At 59.2% G+C, this 15,587-nt stretch carries 16 protein-coding genes, 1 tRNA gene and 1 pseudogene; 10 read left to right on the forward strand and 8 right to left on the reverse strand.

What is annotated here, in order from left to right:
- The first annotated feature begins 1 nt into the window (after window position 1).
- Complete coding sequence (locus tag AC1DVW_RS11170; protein ID WP_477323072.1) at window positions 2-805, forward strand: TrmH family RNA methyltransferase; 804 nt, start codon at window positions 2-4, stop codon at window positions 803-805.
- A 19-nt stretch (window positions 806-824) separates the two neighbouring features.
- On the opposite strand, the gene AC1DVW_RS11175 is transcribed toward AC1DVW_RS11170, so the two are convergent.
- Window positions 825-1,979 carry a coiled-coil domain-containing protein gene (locus AC1DVW_RS11175; protein ID WP_477323073.1) on the reverse strand — a complete coding sequence of 385 codons (1,155 nt, stop codon included), beginning with the start codon at window positions 1,977-1,979 and terminating at the stop codon, window positions 825-827.
- Between the two features lie 152 nt (window positions 1,980-2,131).
- Complete coding sequence (locus AC1DVW_RS11180; RefSeq protein ID WP_477245908.1) at window positions 2,132-2,668, reverse strand: DUF1134 domain-containing protein; 537 nt, start codon at window positions 2,666-2,668, stop codon at window positions 2,132-2,134.
- Between the two features lie 389 nt (window positions 2,669-3,057).
- Here AC1DVW_RS11180 and chpT point away from each other — a divergent pair, with 389 nt between their 5' ends.
- A complete protein-coding gene (gene chpT / locus AC1DVW_RS11185) occupies window positions 3,058-3,687 on the forward strand; it encodes a histidine phosphotransferase ChpT (RefSeq protein ID WP_477245635.1) in 630 nt (209 codons plus the stop codon).
- A 266-nt stretch (window positions 3,688-3,953) separates the two neighbouring features.
- Window positions 3,954-4,322, forward strand: coding sequence for a response regulator (locus tag AC1DVW_RS11190; protein WP_477245637.1), 369 nt, complete (start codon window positions 3,954-3,956; stop codon window positions 4,320-4,322).
- A gap of 95 nt (window positions 4,323-4,417) precedes the next feature.
- Here AC1DVW_RS11190 and ctrA read toward each other — a convergent pair whose 3' ends face one another.
- Complete coding sequence (gene ctrA, locus AC1DVW_RS11195; protein WP_006203583.1) at window positions 4,418-5,113, reverse strand: response regulator transcription factor CtrA; 696 nt, start codon at window positions 5,111-5,113, stop codon at window positions 4,418-4,420.
- A 450-nt stretch (window positions 5,114-5,563) separates the two neighbouring features.
- Between ctrA and AC1DVW_RS11200 the strand changes: the two genes are divergently transcribed.
- On the forward strand, window positions 5,564-5,941 hold the full coding sequence (locus AC1DVW_RS11200; RefSeq protein WP_023669945.1) for a flagellar export protein FliJ: 378 nt from the start codon (window positions 5,564-5,566) through the stop codon (window positions 5,939-5,941).
- Window positions 5,942-6,066: 125 nt separating this feature from the next.
- On the opposite strand, the gene AC1DVW_RS11205 is transcribed toward AC1DVW_RS11200, so the two are convergent.
- On the reverse strand, window positions 6,067-6,471 hold the full coding sequence (locus AC1DVW_RS11205; protein ID WP_477245638.1) for a winged helix-turn-helix transcriptional regulator: 405 nt from the start codon (window positions 6,469-6,471) through the stop codon (window positions 6,067-6,069).
- Between the two features lie 90 nt (window positions 6,472-6,561).
- On the opposite strand from AC1DVW_RS11205, the gene AC1DVW_RS11210 reads away from it, so the two are divergent.
- Window positions 6,562-7,488: an NADP-dependent oxidoreductase gene (locus AC1DVW_RS11210; RefSeq protein ID WP_477323075.1), complete on the forward strand. Its 927-nt coding sequence runs from the start codon at window positions 6,562-6,564 to the stop codon at window positions 7,486-7,488.
- Between the two features lie 63 nt (window positions 7,489-7,551).
- Here AC1DVW_RS11210 and sciP read toward each other — a convergent pair whose 3' ends face one another.
- Entirely contained in the window at window positions 7,552-7,827 is a 276-nt protein-coding gene (gene sciP, locus AC1DVW_RS11215) for a CtrA inhibitor SciP (protein WP_013529904.1), read from the reverse strand.
- A 257-nt stretch (window positions 7,828-8,084) separates the two neighbouring features.
- Here sciP and mnmA point away from each other — a divergent pair, with 257 nt between their 5' ends.
- Window positions 8,085-9,275 carry a tRNA 2-thiouridine(34) synthase MnmA gene (gene mnmA, locus AC1DVW_RS11220; RefSeq protein WP_477272912.1) on the forward strand — a complete coding sequence of 397 codons (1,191 nt, stop codon included), beginning with the start codon at window positions 8,085-8,087 and terminating at the stop codon, window positions 9,273-9,275.
- 16 nt (window positions 9,276-9,291) lie between these two features.
- Here the strand turns inward: mnmA and AC1DVW_RS11225 are convergent, their stop codons facing one another.
- Window positions 9,292-10,257, reverse strand: coding sequence for a Gfo/Idh/MocA family protein (locus AC1DVW_RS11225; protein WP_477323076.1), 966 nt, complete (start codon window positions 10,255-10,257; stop codon window positions 9,292-9,294).
- Window positions 10,258-10,600: 343 nt separating this feature from the next.
- Here AC1DVW_RS11225 and AC1DVW_RS11230 point away from each other — a divergent pair.
- Window positions 10,601-10,677 (forward strand) — tRNA-Met (locus AC1DVW_RS11230).
- A gap of 286 nt (window positions 10,678-10,963) precedes the next feature.
- Window positions 10,964-11,149 (forward strand): hypothetical protein, encoded by a 186-nt coding sequence (locus AC1DVW_RS11235; protein WP_477323077.1) that lies wholly within the window; start codon window positions 10,964-10,966, stop codon window positions 11,147-11,149.
- Between the two features lie 108 nt (window positions 11,150-11,257).
- Here the strand turns inward: AC1DVW_RS11235 and AC1DVW_RS11240 are convergent.
- A pseudogene (locus AC1DVW_RS11240) lies at window positions 11,258-12,310 on the reverse strand (recombinase family protein); the annotation flags it as partial.
- Between the two features lie 562 nt (window positions 12,311-12,872).
- On the opposite strand from AC1DVW_RS11240, the gene AC1DVW_RS11245 reads away from it, so the two are divergent.
- Both AC1DVW_RS11245 and AC1DVW_RS11250 read left to right on the forward strand, forming a co-directional pair.
- Window positions 12,873-13,214, forward strand: a complete 342-nt coding sequence (locus tag AC1DVW_RS11245) for an Arc family DNA-binding protein (RefSeq protein ID WP_477323329.1) — start codon at window positions 12,873-12,875, stop codon at window positions 13,212-13,214.
- A gap of 41 nt (window positions 13,215-13,255) precedes the next feature.
- Complete coding sequence (locus tag AC1DVW_RS11250; protein WP_477323078.1) at window positions 13,256-14,674, forward strand: RNA-dependent RNA polymerase family protein; 1,419 nt, start codon at window positions 13,256-13,258, stop codon at window positions 14,672-14,674.
- Window positions 14,675-14,921: 247 nt separating this feature from the next.
- Here the strand turns inward: AC1DVW_RS11250 and AC1DVW_RS11255 are convergent, their stop codons facing one another.
- On the reverse strand, window positions 14,922-15,251 hold the full coding sequence (locus tag AC1DVW_RS11255; protein ID WP_477323079.1) for a hypothetical protein: 330 nt from the start codon (window positions 15,249-15,251) through the stop codon (window positions 14,922-14,924).
- Between the last annotated feature and the right edge of the window lie 336 nt (window positions 15,252-15,587).

Genomic DNA, 15,587 nt, shown 5'->3' on the forward strand with positions numbered 1-15,587 from the left:
CATGGTTCCCATCCCGATCGACGACCCGCAAGACCCGCGCGTTGCCGCCTATCTCGATATCCGCGAACGTGACCTTACCGGCCGGCACGGCCGCTTCGTTGCCGAAGGCAAGGTTGTGCTGGACGTGCTGCTCTCGGCCCGGCGCTTTGCCACTGAGTCGGTTCTGGTTCTCGAGAACCGCCTGGCCGGCCTCGATGAGGTCTTGCGCAAGGCACCAGTGGACCTTCCGGTTTACGTCGCCGCCAACGAGGTCATGGACAGGATCGCCGGCTTTCACATGCACCGCGGCATCTTGGCGATCGGCAGCAAAGGCACCCCGCAACCTGCCGAGGCCTTGCTGGACAGCTTGCCCGCCAGCGCCCTGGTCGTCGTGCTGGTCGGCATCGCCAATCACGACAATATGGGTTCGATCTTCCGCAACGCCGCGGCCTTTGGCGCCGATGCCGTGCTTCTCGACGCAACCTGCTGCGATCCGCTCTACCGCAAGGCGATCCGCGTCTCCGTCGGCGCGGCGCTGAAAATTCCCTTTGCATCCTTTGACGACACCGCCGGCTTCACCGCCAGGCTCGACCGGCTGGGCTTCAGCCAGTTGGCCCTGTCGCCACGCGGGCTGACCGACATTCGCGATGCGAGAAGAACGGAACGATTGGCGCTCTATCTCGGCACGGAGGGCGAAGGCCTGCCGGAAAGCCTGCTCGCCCGCCTGCAAACGGCGCGGATCGACATGGCGCAAGGTTTCGACAGCCTGAACGTCGCCGCTGCCTCAGCCATCGCGCTGCATCATTTTTCAGCCAGGAAGGCGTAGGTCAGCTGGTTTTCTGATCTCAATTCGCCGAAGCGGCTTTTTGCAGCGCTCGCACGCGGTCGGCGAGACTGGTGGCCCCGGACCGCACGTCCTGAGGTGCTGAAAGTGCCTTGGCTATCGGCGAATCCGGTCCCTCGAGTTTCGCCGTCAGATTGACGACCTCCGCCGCCAGATCGTTCATCTGTTCACGCAATGCAGCACTGGCGCCACGCACATCGCCGCCATCGCCGGATTTCGATGTTTCCAGTGCGCCGAGATCCGCCTTCAATCTCTTGTTCTCGCGCGCCAGCACCGTCAGCCTGGCCTCGAGCCGCTCCCGGTCGCTATCGAGCTTGGCGATCGCCTTGTCGACATCGGTACTTTTGGCGCCGACGTCCTCTCCTGCGACGAGGCGCACCGCTGGGGCATTCCCCACAGCCTCGCCCTTCGATCTTTCGCGAAGCCGCGCGAGCTCCTTTTCGCGGCGGTCGAGCTTGTCCTCGCGATCCGCGAGCGTGGCCAGCAGACGCTCGAGCTTCTTGTCGAGTTCAGCGGTTCTCTTCTTCTCGGCTTTCAAGGCATCGCGAGTGACCTTGCCTTCGGCAGCGATCTCCTGATTGCGCCTGTCCGCCTCCTTTCGCTGCCCCCGCAGCACCGAGATATCATTGGCCAGCTTTTCCAGTTCGGATTCGCGCGCCACCAGTTCGATCTGGCGGTTGCTGGAGGAGAAGCTGGCGTCGTCATACATTTGCTCCAGCTTTTCGAGTTCGAGCGCGCGCTTTTCCAACATGCGCTCGGTTTGCACGAGGCGGTCCGACAGGCGCTGCGACTGCTCCTCGCGCTGCCGAAGCTCTTCGCCCTTGGCCTGCAGTTCGGAAAGCGCCTGCGTCTTGTCCTTCCGCTCGACCGCCAGACCCTTGAGCGCCTCGTGCCCGCGACTGATCTCGACCAGCTGTTCGGCCGCTTTCTCCCGCAACGTCTTGACGTTTATTTCGAGCCGGCGCGTCGACATCGCGTATTCGGCCCGGACGCGATCCTTATCGGCCTGGATCTCGGCCAGCGTCATCGGCACCGATGCCTCGACGCGTTTGCGCGTCAGCGCCACGGCACGCCGCCATATGGCCGGGGCAACCATCAGCGCCAGAAAGCCGGCGCAGAGAAAGCCGAGAGCGAAGAACAGGATCGACTGAACCAAGGTGACTATCCGTTATGGATGGCAGAGAACCGCCAAAGCTGGACTTTGCCATCTTCGCATGACGCAAATCCAGTGCTGCGGCAAGGGTATGCCGCAGCAACATTGGGGTGAGGATCTATCGATCCGGTCGAAATGACGCAGTCACACCCCGGTCAGAAGGGATTCCAGGTCGGCTTCTGGGTAAGCTTGAGATAGCCGAGATTGACGCCGAGCCGCGCACCGACGCCTGTACGGATCGGCACCAGCAGAACCCGGTTGTTCTGCAGCACGTTGAAACCGACGCCCGCCACGACATAGGCGGAGCCGGCAACGCCGCCGAAACGATTGTAGAGACTGTTCACATCGTCGAGATTATAGACCAGCATCATGACGCGCGATCCCTCGCCGCCGAAATCCCAGCCCAGCGACGGACCTTGCCAGAACACTTTGTGGTCGCCGGCATTCTTGGTGTAGAGCGTGCCTTCGCCGTAGGTCAGGCCGCCGATCAGCGCGCCGGAGCCCTCTTCGCCCAGCAGATAGCCATTGGGCAGACCGTAGGAGGCAAAAATCTTCTCGACGACGGTGGCGAGCCCGCCCGACGTCGCACCGAAGAACTTGTGACCGGAATCGACGATCTCCTGAGCGGTGTATTCCTGGGCCCGCAAAGCCGAGGTTGAAAAGACGAGGAGCCCCATCAAGGCAATCGTCATTGAGAGGACACGGACAAAGGTCCGGTCGTAGAATCGGGAAAACATGCTTCCAATCTCCGTCATGGAGCACTTTCGCCGACGCCTCTCATCCGTGCGGCTCTTTGGCGGCCGTTAAGGATGACTGTTACGGGCAAACTATGCCGTAATTCTTTTTCAACCATTAACCTCTCACATGAAGATGGCGGTTCGAAGGCTGGTTTCGAGCCGTCCGCGCAGGTTCCCAGCCTGCGTGAACACGTCATTTCGCTAACGACAATTTTGGGTTTGTTGCTGCACGCACAGGCGCTGTGTATTCAGAAAGCTTGGGAGCGAGCGTGATTCGTGTAGACAGGCGCGACGGTTGACCGCCCGACCGTAGGGACGCAGATTTTTAGCAGGGATTTTCGCCGATGGCCGAGCTTTTCACCCTTTCCGCCCCCGATCTCGCAGCCTTGTTGTGCAGCAGGGTCTGCCACGACATCATTTCGCCGGTCGGCGCCATAAACAATGGTCTTGAACTGCTCGACGAAGGCGGCGCTGACGAAGACGCCATGAAGCTGATCCGCCAGAGCGCCAGAAACGCTTCGGCCCGCCTGCAATTTGCCCGCATCGCTTTCGGCGCCGCAGGTTCAGCCGGGATGATGATCGACACCGGCGACGCCGAGGCTGTCGCCATTGCTTTCCTGAAGAACGAAAAGCCGGAACTGACCTGGAACGGGCCTCGCGCGCTGCTGCCCAAAAACAAGGTGAAGCTGCTGCTCAACCTCATTCTCGTTGCCAACGCCGCCATTCCGCGCGGCGGCAAGCTTGTGGTCACGCTCGAAAATCTCGACACCGAGCCGCGCTTTGCGCTTGCGGCAAGTGGCCCGATGCTGCGCGTGCCGCCGAAATTCCTCGAACTGCATTCCGGCAACAAGCCCGAGGAGCCGATCGACGCCCATTCGGTCCAGCCCTACTACACGCTGCTTCTGGCGCGTGAGGCCAACATGACGATATCGATCCACGCGACCGCGGAAGAAATCGTGCTCTCAGCGGCCTGAAAATCTCGATCTGACCGGCAAGAACAGATCAAGTATTTGCGTCCGCCAATATTTGCGACGTAGTTTGCAATTCACGGCAAGGCAATTCAGGGCAAACAAGCGCCGCCAGCCTGGCCGCGTCGAATTCGCGGCGAAAACGGTGCGCAAAGGCCATGTTTGCAAAAACTTTACCTAACGGCTTTTCAGCTTCTTTACCAGATTGATCTATGGTGTCTCACAGATGCCCGGATGCCGCCGGTTCGCCACATGGCAAAGAGGACCCGGAAATGAAACGCTGCATGTTCGTCGACGATTCAAGCGTCATCAGGAAGGTTGCAAAACGCATCCTTGGTGGTTCCGACATGGTGGTGATCGAAGCAGCCACCGGGCTTGATGCCGTCGAGATGTGCGCTGCCGACATGCCGGATGTTATCGTCGTCGACGGCGCCTTGCCGGATATGCAGGCAGTGGATCTCATCCGCCGGGTGCGCGCCATGGAGAGCTCGATAAAGCCGCAGATCCTGATTTCACTGGTCGAGGTCGACGTCGCCTCGATCATGCGGGCAAAGCGTGCCGGCGCCCAGGGCTATCTGCTGAAGCCATTCAACCGGCCGCAACTGCTCGAGCGTTTCCGCACCTTGAAAATCGCCGCCTGATTCGCTCGATAATCGCTGTCATCCAGCCATAAATGCAAAAAACCCGACCTAGGTCGGGTTTTTTGTGGGAAAATCAATCGGACGGGCGTTTTCGCTCAGGCGCTGACGCGAATGTCTTCCGGTTCGCGCAGCACATAGCCGCGGCCCCAGACCGTCTCGATGTAGTTCTGGCCGCCGGAAGCGGCATCGAGCTTCTTGCGCAGTTTGCAGATGAAGACGTCGATGATCTTCAATTCCGGTTCGTCCATACCGCCATAGAGGTGGTTGAGGAACATCTCTTTCGTCAGGGTGGTGCCCTTGCGCAGCGAGAGCAGCTCCAGCATCTGGTATTCCTTGCCGGTCAGATGCACGCGCTGGCCGCCGACTTCGACGGTCTTGGCGTCGAGATTGACCACCAGGTCGCCAGTGGTGATGACCGACTGGGCATGGCCCTTGGAACGCCGCACGATGGCGTGGATACGCGCCACCAGCTCGTCCTTGTGGAATGGCTTGGTCATGTAATCGTCGGCGCCGAAGCCGAGACCGCGCACCTTGTCCTCGATACCGGCCATGCCGGAGAGGATGAGAATCGGTGTCTTCACCTTGGAAAGGCGAAGTGTTCTCAAAACTTCATAACCCGACATGTCGGGGAGATTGAGATCGAGAAGGATGATGTCGTAGTCGTAGAGTTTTCCGAGATCGACACCCTCTTCGCCGAGATCGGTCGTATAGACGTTGAAGCTTTCCGATTTCAGCATCAACTCGATGCTTTGTGCGGTTGCACTGTCATCTTCTATCAGCAGAACGCGCATTTCATTCCCCTTTTCTGCTGCCGGACCATTTCACGACCCGTCCGGGACCGGAGCAGTGATTGCCTGACCAGAAGGTGCCATCGAATGGTTAACAAAACCTAATTCCGCATCGAGGACGGTACCAGATTTTTTAACCCCTTTCTACACCCTGTTGAATCCAATAACGAATCACAAAACCAAACCGCTAATGCAACACATTAATAAGCCGGACTAAGTGACTCCAGGGACTCGCTGGCCAGCTTCCGTACAGAGAGCCGGAATTTTTACCCGGCCTTAAGTCCTGAGCCGTATGATTAACAATGCCCGTAAACGAATGGTTACCGCCGGCAAAAAACTTTAGGAGTTTGTTTCCCATAACTCCGGGAATGCCGGTGGAAACGGGTGGCACCAGGCCCTTGCCGGGTGGGTTGGACGATATGTGCAGGTGTGCGTTTCTGGGAGTACCGAATCATGAAGTCACGTGAAAACCTCGTTCGGCTGAAGCAGTTTCAGGTGAACGAGAAGCGGCGGCAGCTGCTGCAGCTCGACATGATGATCGCCGAGTTCGAGCGCATGGCTGTGGAACTGGAGCTCCAGATCACCGCCGAAGAAAAGAAGGCCGGCATCACCGACATCAATCATTTTGCCTATCCGACCTTCGCCAAGGCAGCGCGCTTGCGCCGCGACAACCTCAGAAATTCACAAAGCGACCTCGCCCAACAGCGAAGCGCTGCCGAATCACTACTCGGCGAAGCTGAAGCGGAGCTTTCCAAGGCGGAGATGCTGGAATCGCGCGACACCAAGATACGCGACGCCGAATTGGGCGGCCGCAGCGCCATGATCGGTTGAAAACAGAGCCCCAGACCCAATCCACCCGGGCAATCGGGGCGTGGCGCCGCCGCTCGTCCAGCGCAACGCGCAAGCCAGACGGCGTGAATCCGGCACTTTGAGCACGATCCGATAGGCCGCCGGCCTCAGGCCCGGGTCAACAAATCCTCTTCGTGACCCACTGTCGCCCGCGCACGGGCCTCCTTGATGTCGGGCACATGCTGCTCCGACCAGGATCTTATCTGATTGAGCAGCCCCGCCAGGTTCTGGCCGAGTTCGGTCAATTCATATTCGACCCGCGGCGGGATCACCGGAAAGATTTCGCGCCGCACCAGACCGTCGCGTTCGAGGATGCGCAGTGTCTGCGTCAGCATCTTTGGCGTAATGCCTTCTAGCTTGCGCGCCAGTTCGCCATTGCGCATCCGGCCACGACGCAGCGCGCAAACCGTCAGATAGACCCACTTGCTGGCCAACATCTCGAGCACGGCGTGCGAAGGACACGTCCGCTGGAAGGCGTCATAGCCGAAGCCGCAATCATCATCACTATCCATGAGGTGCCTATATATAGAAAAGGTACATACTAGACAAGGGAATATTACTATCCAAATGATAGCGGCATCAACCAAGCAGGAGAGACTCCCATGCGTGCCGTTATCCAGAACTCCGTCGGCGGACCCGACGTCCTCGTCATTGCCGATCGACCCAACCCGACGCCAAAACACGGCGAAGTGCTTGTCCGCGTCAAGGGCGCCGGCATCAATCCGGTCGATGGTGCGGTACGCGGCGGCTATTATCCGCTGCTCGGCGAACCGCCCTTCATCCTCGGCTGGGATATTTCGGGAACCGTCGAGGCGCTCGGCGCGGAGGTGACGGGCCTCAAGGTCGGCGACGCCGTGTTCGGCATGCCGCATTTTCCCAGACAGGCAGCAGCCTATGCTGAACTCGCCGTCACGCCCGCCGATGAAATCGCGCTGAAGCCCGCAGGCATCGATCACATCCATGCCGCCGCATTGCCGCTGGCCGGGCTGACAGCCTGGCAAGGCCTTGTCCGCCATGGTGGGTTGAAGCACGGCCAGCGTGTGCTGATCCATGCCGCCGCCGGTGGCGTTGGACACCTGGCGGTACAGATCGCCAAGGCGCACGGCGCTTACGTCATCGCCACCGCCAGCCCGGAAAAGCTCGATTTCGTTCGCGCGCTCGGCGCCGACGAGGTGATCGACTACACCGAGGGCGATTTCACCGATAGCGCCCGCGACATTGATTTGGTCCTGGAGCCAATTGGCGGCGACCATGCGCAGCGCTCACTGAAAGTGCTCAGGGACGGTGGCGTACTGGTATCGCTGCTCAATGTCAGCGACGCCACCAAGGCAGAGGCCAGCGCACGCAACATCCGCGTCGAGCGGATGTCCGTCGTGCCCGATCGTGAGGGCCTTGTGGAGCTTGGCAAACTGATCGATGCGAAAAAGCTTGCCATTCACGTGGCCAGGAGCTTTCCGCTTGAAGAGGCCGGCGACGCCCATGCTTTTCTTGCCACCAGACCGATCGGCAAGGTGGTGCTGGCGGTCTAAAATCGTTGTGGCAAAACAAAAAGGGCGCGGATCGCCGCGCCCTTTTTCGTGTTCAAGCCGGCCCTAATGCCGGTATTGCTGGATGCGCGTCGTGCGCAGCCCGGCAAGGCCGTATTCGTCGATCGACGCCTGCCAGGACAGGAATTCCTCGGTGGTAAGCTTGTAGCGCTGGCATGCCTCATCGAGGCTCAAAAGCCCGCCACGAACAGCCGCCACCACCTCCGCCTTGCGCCGAATAACCCAGCGCCGAGTGTTCGTCGGCGGCAGATCGGCAATCGTAAGGGGGCTGCCGTCAGGCCCGATAACATATTTGACTCGCGGTCTAACCAGATCGGTCATCGTACTCTCTACAAAAAACTCAAAGACCCAATCCCCACCACATTACCGCCACAGCTTTAAAAATTGCCTAAGCAGACCCTAATGACTAGGTAAGGATCATGAACGCCGCGTTAGTCTTTTCGTCGGCATTTGAAACACTCGCCGGCAAGCGCGGAATTTGATCGCAAAATCGGCTGGCGCTCAAAGCTGGCGCACCCGGGGAGCTTGACCTATATTCGCGCCATTGGCATGCAAGCGCCGTGCAGAACGAAAGAACCATGAACAGCCTCGATCTCCCCGCAAGCCCGCAAAACACCCGCATCGTCGTCGCCATGTCGGGCGGCGTCGATTCATCGGTCGTCGCCGGCCTGCTGAAGCGCGAAGGTTATGATGTCGTCGGCGTCACGCTGCAGCTCTATGACCATGGCGCGGCGACGCACCGGGCCGGTTCGTGCTGCGCCGGCCAGGACATCGACGACGCCCGCCGTGTCTCTGAGACGCTGGGCATCCCGCACTATGTGCTCGATTACGAGGAGCGCTTCCGCAAGGCGGTCATCGATCCCTTCGCCGAGAGCTATGTCGCCGGCGAAACGCCGATCCCTTGCGTTTCGTGCAACCAGACCGTCAAGTTCGCCGATCTTCTGGCGACCGCCAAGGAGCTTGGCGCCGATGCGCTGGCCACCGGCCACTACATCCGCTCCGGCGCCAACGGCGCGCATCGCGCGCTGTATCGGCCGGTCGATGCCGATCGCGACCAGAGCTATTTCCTGTTCGCCACCACCCAGGCGCAGATCGACTATCTGCGCTTTCCGCTCGGCGGCCTGTCGAAGCCACAGGTTCGCGCCATTGCCGAGGAGATGGGGTTGACCGTCGCCGCCAAGCAGGACAGCCAGGACATCTGTTTCGTGCCACAGGGCAAATATTCCGACATCATCGCCAAGCTGAGGCCGTCCGCCGCCAATCCGGGCGACATCGTCCACATTGACGGTCGCGTGCTGGGCCGCCATGAGGGCATCTTGCGCTATACGATCGGCCAGCGGCGCGGCATCGGCATCGCCTCAGGCGAGCCGCTCTATGTCGTCCATCTCGACGCCGACCGGGCCCGCGTCATCGTTGGTCCGCGCGAAGCGCTGGAGACGCACAAGATCTATCTGCGCAACATGAACTGGCTGGGCGACACTTCGCTGTCGGACATACCGGCAGCCGGGCTTGAGTTGTTCGCCAAGGTCCGCTCGACGCGCCCGCCGCGCCCGGCCGTGCTGCATCACCGAGCCGGCAGCACCTTTGTCGAGTTGGCCGATGGCGAGTCCGGCATCGCGCCCGGCCAGGCCTGCGTGCTCTATTCCGACGACGGCAACGAAGCCCGCGTCTTTGGTGGCGGCTTCATCGAACGTTCGGAGCGTGGCGCCGAGGCCGAGGCCATGCTGACGCGGCTGGCCGCCCGCCCGGCGCAGATCCCCGCAGAGTAAACGGCAGCACTTTTCTTCAGGTACCGGATTTGGTGTGGGTGACCGTGCCCGCGGTCAGGATGCGCAGCACCCTGATGGCTTCTTCACCGCTGGTGCGCGGTTCGGCCCGCGTCTCGATGCACTGGATGAAATGCTCCAGCTCGCGCGTCAGCGGCATGCCTTGCGCAACCGCCACATAGGATGGTTCGTTGGCGGTAAACGCCCACTGGCCGCTGTCCTGCCACACGGCGTGACGGTAGACGGCGAGCTTGCGCTCCCATGGCTCGACATCGTCGAACACCGCCATCGCCTTGGTGCCGACCACCGTCAGCCGCCGCTCGCGATAGGGATTGAGCCGCGAGGTGAAGAGATGGCTGCGCAGGCCGTTGGGAAAGCGCATGTGCAGATGCGCGAAGTCGCTGAGATTGTCGAGCAGCGCTGCACCCTCGCCGCGCACCTCGATCGGCTCCGTGCCGGTGATGGCCAGGATCATCGACAGATCGTGCGGCGCCAGATCCCACAGCGCGTCGTTCTCGGTGTGGAACTTGCCGAGCCCGAGCCGGTGCGAGTGGATGTAGCGCACCTCGCCGAGCTCGCCATTGTCGATCAGCGCCTTCAGCGTCTCGAAGGCGGGATGAAAGCGCAGCACATGGCCGACCATGAAGACGCGGCCATTGTCTTTCGCCGCTTGCACCGCGCGCTCGGCATCGGCCACCGTCAGCGCGATCGGCTTTTCCACCAGCACGTCCTTGCCGCCTTCGACGGCGCGCACCGCCATGTCGGCATGGAACTGCGGCGGCAGCGCCATGATGATGGCGTCGATGTCGTCGCGGACAAACAGCTGCTCGGGCTCGATCGCCAGGCAATCCTGCTCGCTGGCAAAACCTTCCGCGCGGGCGCTGTTGAGGTCCGAGACCGCATGCAGCGCGCCAAGCGCCTTGAGGGTGCGGATGTGGTTGCTGCCCCAGTATCCGCAACCGAGGACTGCGATGCGCGGTTTCATTTGTTTCAAACTCTAGAATTTCCAGGCCGAGACATAGCGACGTGCCCCGCCGAACTCAACCCCGGTGGCCAGAGCATGATCCCGAAAAGTGGGAACCGGTTTTCGGAAAAAGATCATGCTCAAACAAAAGACTAGAGCCCCATCCCGACCTAGTCGGGATGGAACAGGCTCCGGACTCAAATGTCTGCCCGGCAAAGCTTTTCGGCGACACGCGAATATGCCGCCATGCCAGTCGCCTGGAAGCTTGACAGGCTTGCCCTCCCAACCTTATATCCGCGCGACCTTGGCGAACGCCTCGACATGCCTTTCGATTTAAGGCGGATTTCGGGCCTTTCGCCGCCCTGGCGGGGTAGCTCAGTTGGTTAGAGCACGGGAATCATAATCCTGGGGTCGGGGGTTCAAGTCCCTCTCCCGCTACCACCTTCCCCCCCGATAGGATGTCTGTCTGACTTGCTCGCGTTGAGCGCACTATTTTGCTCGTCTCTGACGAGAGAAAGTCAGGAGCATCAGATGTCAGAAGGGCGTTGAGGTGCCCTTCGACTTCGACCCGGACACCACCCTTTTTTCCTATGTCTCGTAAGACTGTGATCGTCCTGATGATGCTCCGCAGGGCTGAAGCGCCTCTGACATCGTAGCTGGTGAAATCGCCCCCGAGAGCCTCACGAAGCTCCAGCATCTGCTCCTGGAAACGCTTCAAGGCCGTAGGATGGAGGATCACGACGTTATTGGTGGGGGCGACGTTTTCGAGTTCTTCGTTCAGCTGGTTACGCTTGGCCTTGGCGATCTTAATCCGATCACCGATCTCCTCGGCCTCCATATGCCCCTTCGCGACGGCGTCCACGATCCGCTCGATCTCGCGCTGCTGGACTGCGATCAGCCGCTGGATTGCTGATGTCCGATTGATTGTCTCGGCAGCAAGGCGCTTCCGTTCGGCCTGATACTCCTCGACATAGGCGGCCACGACTTCCGGATCGCGCAGATTGCGAAGAAGGCTGTTGACGACGATATCTTCCACGACATCGAGGTAGAAGCTCTTGGGATCGGGGCAACTACCGCTTTCTCGGTGTGCGGAACAGCGAATACGAACTCGGCCTGATCTGTCTTTTCCAAACACGCTCATGCCTGAACCACAAGCTCCACAGCGCAACAAGCCAGAGAGCAGCCGCTTCGGCTTCTGCTGCCTGCCGGGAGCTTCGCCAGCCTTGTCCTTCTTCGTGCGCTGGACACGCTGAAACAAGTCTTCTTGGACGATGCGATATTCGGGAACCGCCGTGACCGCCCATTGGTCGGGCGGGTTAGTGCGCGACACTCGGTTACCTGTCTCCGGGTCTTTAATCATGCGGACCCGGTTCCAGACGATCATTCCATTGTATAGGGGGTTGCGCAGGATGCCGTAGCCTCGCATTGCGCTGCCATTGATCGTAGACGCGTTCCACTTGCTCCCACGTGGAGGCGGTATCCCTCCAGCATTCAGCCCATGGGCGATGGCGCGTGGCGACTGACCGGCATCATAACTCTCAAAGATACGACAAATGATCTCAGCCTCTTCCGGGACGATAGTCAGCCTGCCCTTGTTCAGCGGATCTGGCTCATAGCCGTACGATTGACCCCCGCCTGACAGTCCCGCTTTGACGCGACCGGCAAGGCCCCTACGAACCTTGTGAGCATTATCCTCGCGGTATAGTTGGCCTATCAAGCCTCGAAGGCCAACGAGGACAGTGTTTACCTGACCTTCGTTGACGGCTTTGATTTCGACGCCGATAAACGACAGGCGCTTATGGATGCCTGCAAGGTTTTCCATGTCGCGACTAATACGGTCCAGCGCCTCCACAACAACCGCCTCGAACCTACCCTGTTTGGCATCCGCCAAGAGGTTCAATAGACCGTCACGTCCGTGCATCGATGCTCCGGAGCGGGCAGCATCAGAATATACCCTTACGATATTAAGGTTCTCGCGCGCCGCATAGCCTCTGCAAAGCTCGATCTGATCGTCTATGGATCGCTCATTCTGGAGGTCAGTTGAGAAGCGTGCATAGATGGCGGCACGACGCATGAACAGTCCTAACTCCGCGTGAGATTGGTATGGTCCTCTCGCGCGGCCTTGCGCGCAAGAGCGCGTGCCAAGTCGACGATCCCGGCCTCAGCTATTGTACGCGATTGCTCGCGCAAGAACCCTTCCACATACCGAGCGGCCCTTATGATACGAAGCCGTATCGGCTTTTTGCCGGTCGGTTGTTCGGCCCACAATGAGGCACCCTTGTTGTGCTGAATAAGCTGCATTGTCTCAGTGCTCGAACGCAACGTAAACCTGACGCTCCTTCTGTCGCTGAAGGCATCAACGAGGAGTAGTCAACTGTCCACGACCGGCCGCCTTGACAGGCGATTCGCGCCGCCAATCGAAAGGTCGCGTCCCATCCGCTCGCGAATGGCTCGAACGATTTCGCTGGTCTGCGAACTCAGGTTTTGGTGCGCCTGTTCCTCCAACCACCCCTTCACGTCGTGCGGCAGTCGGACGCAAATTCGCGCAACGTTGTGATGATTCATAGTTGACACCTCCGATATTTATCGATGAAGATATCGAAACAATATCAAAAAGACAAGATCGATGTATCAATATGATATCAAATGATGATCCATCGGGCGGTTTTCCGAGCGATGGCCTGCACAAATTCTTACTGCGACTACCGGACGGGATGCGGGACGCGATCGCAAGCCTTGCGCGGTCAAATGGCAGAAGCATGAACGCCGAGATTGTTTCTCGCCTGGGGAAGAGCCTACGAGAAGATGATGAGCGTTCCGCAATAAAAGCAGAGGAGCGCGTCGAACTCGATATTCTTCTCGAGCTCCATCAATCGTCTGCTGCAGACGCGCGCCGTCTAGATGCGACTGAGCAGCGGCTGAGCAACATTGAGCGACTACTCATCGGGGTGCTGGCAAAGATCAAAGGCCAGGGTTGAACCAGTGCAATTGATTGCACCAAGCGAACGCCGGAGTGATTGTGAAACAGAGGATCGAACACGTTGTAAGCGATGCGTCCGCAGCGATCGCGCATCGCAGATCAATCAACGGCAACTGGGCTAAATCGCACCCCGGCGGCATTCTTACGGATCAACATCTGAAGCATTTCGAAAAGGCGCTCGACGGGTATCGCACCAAGCTCCGCATTCTGGGTAATGCCGTCTCATCGAAGCCATTCAAGCAAATTCACTGCGCACGCGAACGAGTGATGACCAGCTATTCCGCCAGGCTCGTTTCTGTTGTGCGTGCCACTCAAAAGATCAATAACCCGATTTCGTTCGAGACACTGGTAAAACTGGCCGAAGAACTGACGCTCGATACCGCTTTTCACGAACCTCTTGTGATCAAGCCGCATCCGTCCAAGCCCGGCTCGTGGAGACCGCTTGGTATGTCCGGCACGCGACGCAAGGCCCAGCAACTCATTCTCCGTGACATCCTGCTCGTTGAAATCGGCGACAGCCCCCATGACAGCACTGTTCGAGGGCTTGGCGGCGAAGTCCGGTTCTTCGAAGATCTAAAAAATGCGGTCGGACAAGGTTTCTCCTTTTGGGTTAGCCTCGACATCCGCGACTTCTTTCCGTCCCTGAGACCGGGTCATCTGGCGGGATTTCCATTTTCACAGTGGACAATCGAGAACCTTGTGTTCGTGCCGCCGGCGACCCCAATCAGGTTCATTGACAAACAATATGGCGTCACGCTTTCCGAGGTGACCATAGAGCATGCCAATGATCATGATCTGCCTGATGGATATCCATGGCCTATGGAATCTATAAGGTCGATGCTCAAAAAGGTCCGGCAGGGTCTTATACAGGGCGACGTATGCGCTCCACAAATAGCGCGCACGGTCTTGGGGCGGGAACTCCAGCAGGTGCTGGGGAAACGGGAAGTGGCATTTGGTAGTCATCTTGACGACGTGCTGCTAGGTGCGCGCTCCCAGTCGGAGCTTGAAGCAGGTCTTGAGGCCCTGACCCATCGGCTGAAAAGCCATCCTGCCGGACCACTTGAGCTCCATCAGCATTCAACTAGGCATATCAAGGATGGCGTTGAGCATCTGGGCTATCGGGTTAGCGCCGACGCAAAAGGAAGAACCCACGTTAGGCCAGCTGGAAAGAGGTTCGACCGCTTCCGGGAGAGACTTCTTGGAAAACTTGAAAACAGCCTTGCCTTCAACAAAACGGAACTGGAAGCTGTTGCACGAGATTATGAAAACCAATGGTACGCAAGCCAGCAAGCTTGGACCAAGGTGAAAGGATCGAGCGGGGTGGATCACAGTCGAGCATTTGTCAGGGGCGAAACGGTCGCGGTGTTAAATAGGTTCATCTTCAACGAGTTTATGGATGACATCGGAAACTGGCACGAGAGCGACATTGACTTCTCCGTACTCGAAGAGCTTGGCTGACTTGGCCGGTTCATGCCTATAGCAAGTTGAAACATCAGAGATTAACTTTCCTCACAGCTGCCCCCTAGTCGCAATAAGGCACCCTACCCCGGGGGGGCATCGTGTCATCGCAACTGTCGAGTTAGCCCTTCGGATTTTTGCCAAGGAAGTCAGCTCCTTCCGCTTGACTATCGGGCCTGTTGGCCGTCCCTTTCTGTCCGAAAGGGAGGGGCAGGAAGTGGCTATTTGCCGACACGGGCTGCCGTCACTAGCTCCCGTTCAAAGGTTCGCAGGTGATGGTCATGCCTCCTTGCTGCCCGGTCTTCGCGAGTTCGTTTTTGGCGACGGCGATACCATCACCGAAATGGTCTAACCACGCCTCCTTGCGGAGGTCGCATTCAATACGTCCCATCCCTTTCTCAGTGCCTTTGAGCGGGAACCGGTGATAACTTCCATCTACAGCGAGTACATGGACCACTGGGACGTAAAGGGTTTCGGATGAGACTGCGACGCCTGTCAGGATCGCCAAAGCCGGCGCTACCAAACCGGCGGCGAGAATGACGAGGCGGCGCTTTTGGCCTTTAGGTCCGGCCGGCAACGGTCCGGTCCTCCATAAGCGTCGGGTGAGGCTTGCCACTGTCGCGGAGAGCCTTTGCCAATTTATTGAATAGGTGCGGATTGCCTCTGTCACTGGCGGCGTTGGCATTCACGGTCGAAAGACCATAGCCATCGATGCTAAGATGGATGTCACCCTTTTCAGCGTCGTACCAAACCCCAATCTTCGGATACGCCGTCTTCCCACTACGCTCCACCAAGACTGCCTCCATGCGCTGAGCTAAAGCATATAGGAGTTCGGAGTTGGGTGCGACACCGGCCGGTGGCATCCAGCCGAAGCAGGTGTCGAGCCTCGCTCTGGGCTAGTGCTTGATAAGTG

This window comes from Mesorhizobium sp. P3_B5, assembly GCF_056402815.1.

Excerpts from the sequence above, each read along its gene's own strand:
- sciP (WP_013529904.1), bottom strand. The coding sequence starts at position 7,827 with ATGACCGATCTGGTTAGACCGCGAGTCAAATATGTTATCGGGCCTGAC.
- AC1DVW_RS11235 (WP_477323077.1), top strand. The coding sequence starts at position 10,964 with ATGGAGGATCACGACGTTATTGGTGGGGGCGACGTTTTCGAGTTCTTC.
- AC1DVW_RS11210 (WP_477323075.1), top strand. The coding sequence starts at position 6,562 with ATGCGTGCCGTTATCCAGAACTCCGTCGGCGGACCCGACGTCCTCGTC.
- ctrA (WP_006203583.1), bottom strand. The coding sequence starts at position 5,113 with ATGCGCGTTCTGCTGATAGAAGATGACAGTGCAACCGCACAAAGCATC.
- AC1DVW_RS11200 (WP_023669945.1), top strand. The coding sequence starts at position 5,564 with ATGAAGTCACGTGAAAACCTCGTTCGGCTGAAGCAGTTTCAGGTGAAC.
- AC1DVW_RS11170 (WP_477323072.1), top strand. The coding sequence starts at position 2 with ATGGTTCCCATCCCGATCGACGACCCGCAAGACCCGCGCGTTGCCGCC.
- AC1DVW_RS11190 (WP_477245637.1), top strand. The coding sequence starts at position 3,954 with ATGAAACGCTGCATGTTCGTCGACGATTCAAGCGTCATCAGGAAGGTT.
- mnmA (WP_477272912.1), top strand. The coding sequence starts at position 8,085 with ATGAACAGCCTCGATCTCCCCGCAAGCCCGCAAAACACCCGCATCGTC.
- chpT (WP_477245635.1), top strand. The coding sequence starts at position 3,058 with ATGGCCGAGCTTTTCACCCTTTCCGCCCCCGATCTCGCAGCCTTGTTG.
- AC1DVW_RS11180 (WP_477245908.1), bottom strand. The coding sequence starts at position 2,668 with ATGACGATTGCCTTGATGGGGCTCCTCGTCTTTTCAACCTCGGCTTTG.
- AC1DVW_RS11205 (WP_477245638.1), bottom strand. The coding sequence starts at position 6,471 with ATGGATAGTGATGATGATTGCGGCTTCGGCTATGACGCCTTCCAGCGG.
- AC1DVW_RS11245 (WP_477323329.1), top strand. The coding sequence starts at position 12,873 with ATGATATCAAATGATGATCCATCGGGCGGTTTTCCGAGCGATGGCCTG.
- AC1DVW_RS11225 (WP_477323076.1), bottom strand. The coding sequence starts at position 10,257 with ATGAAACCGCGCATCGCAGTCCTCGGTTGCGGATACTGGGGCAGCAAC.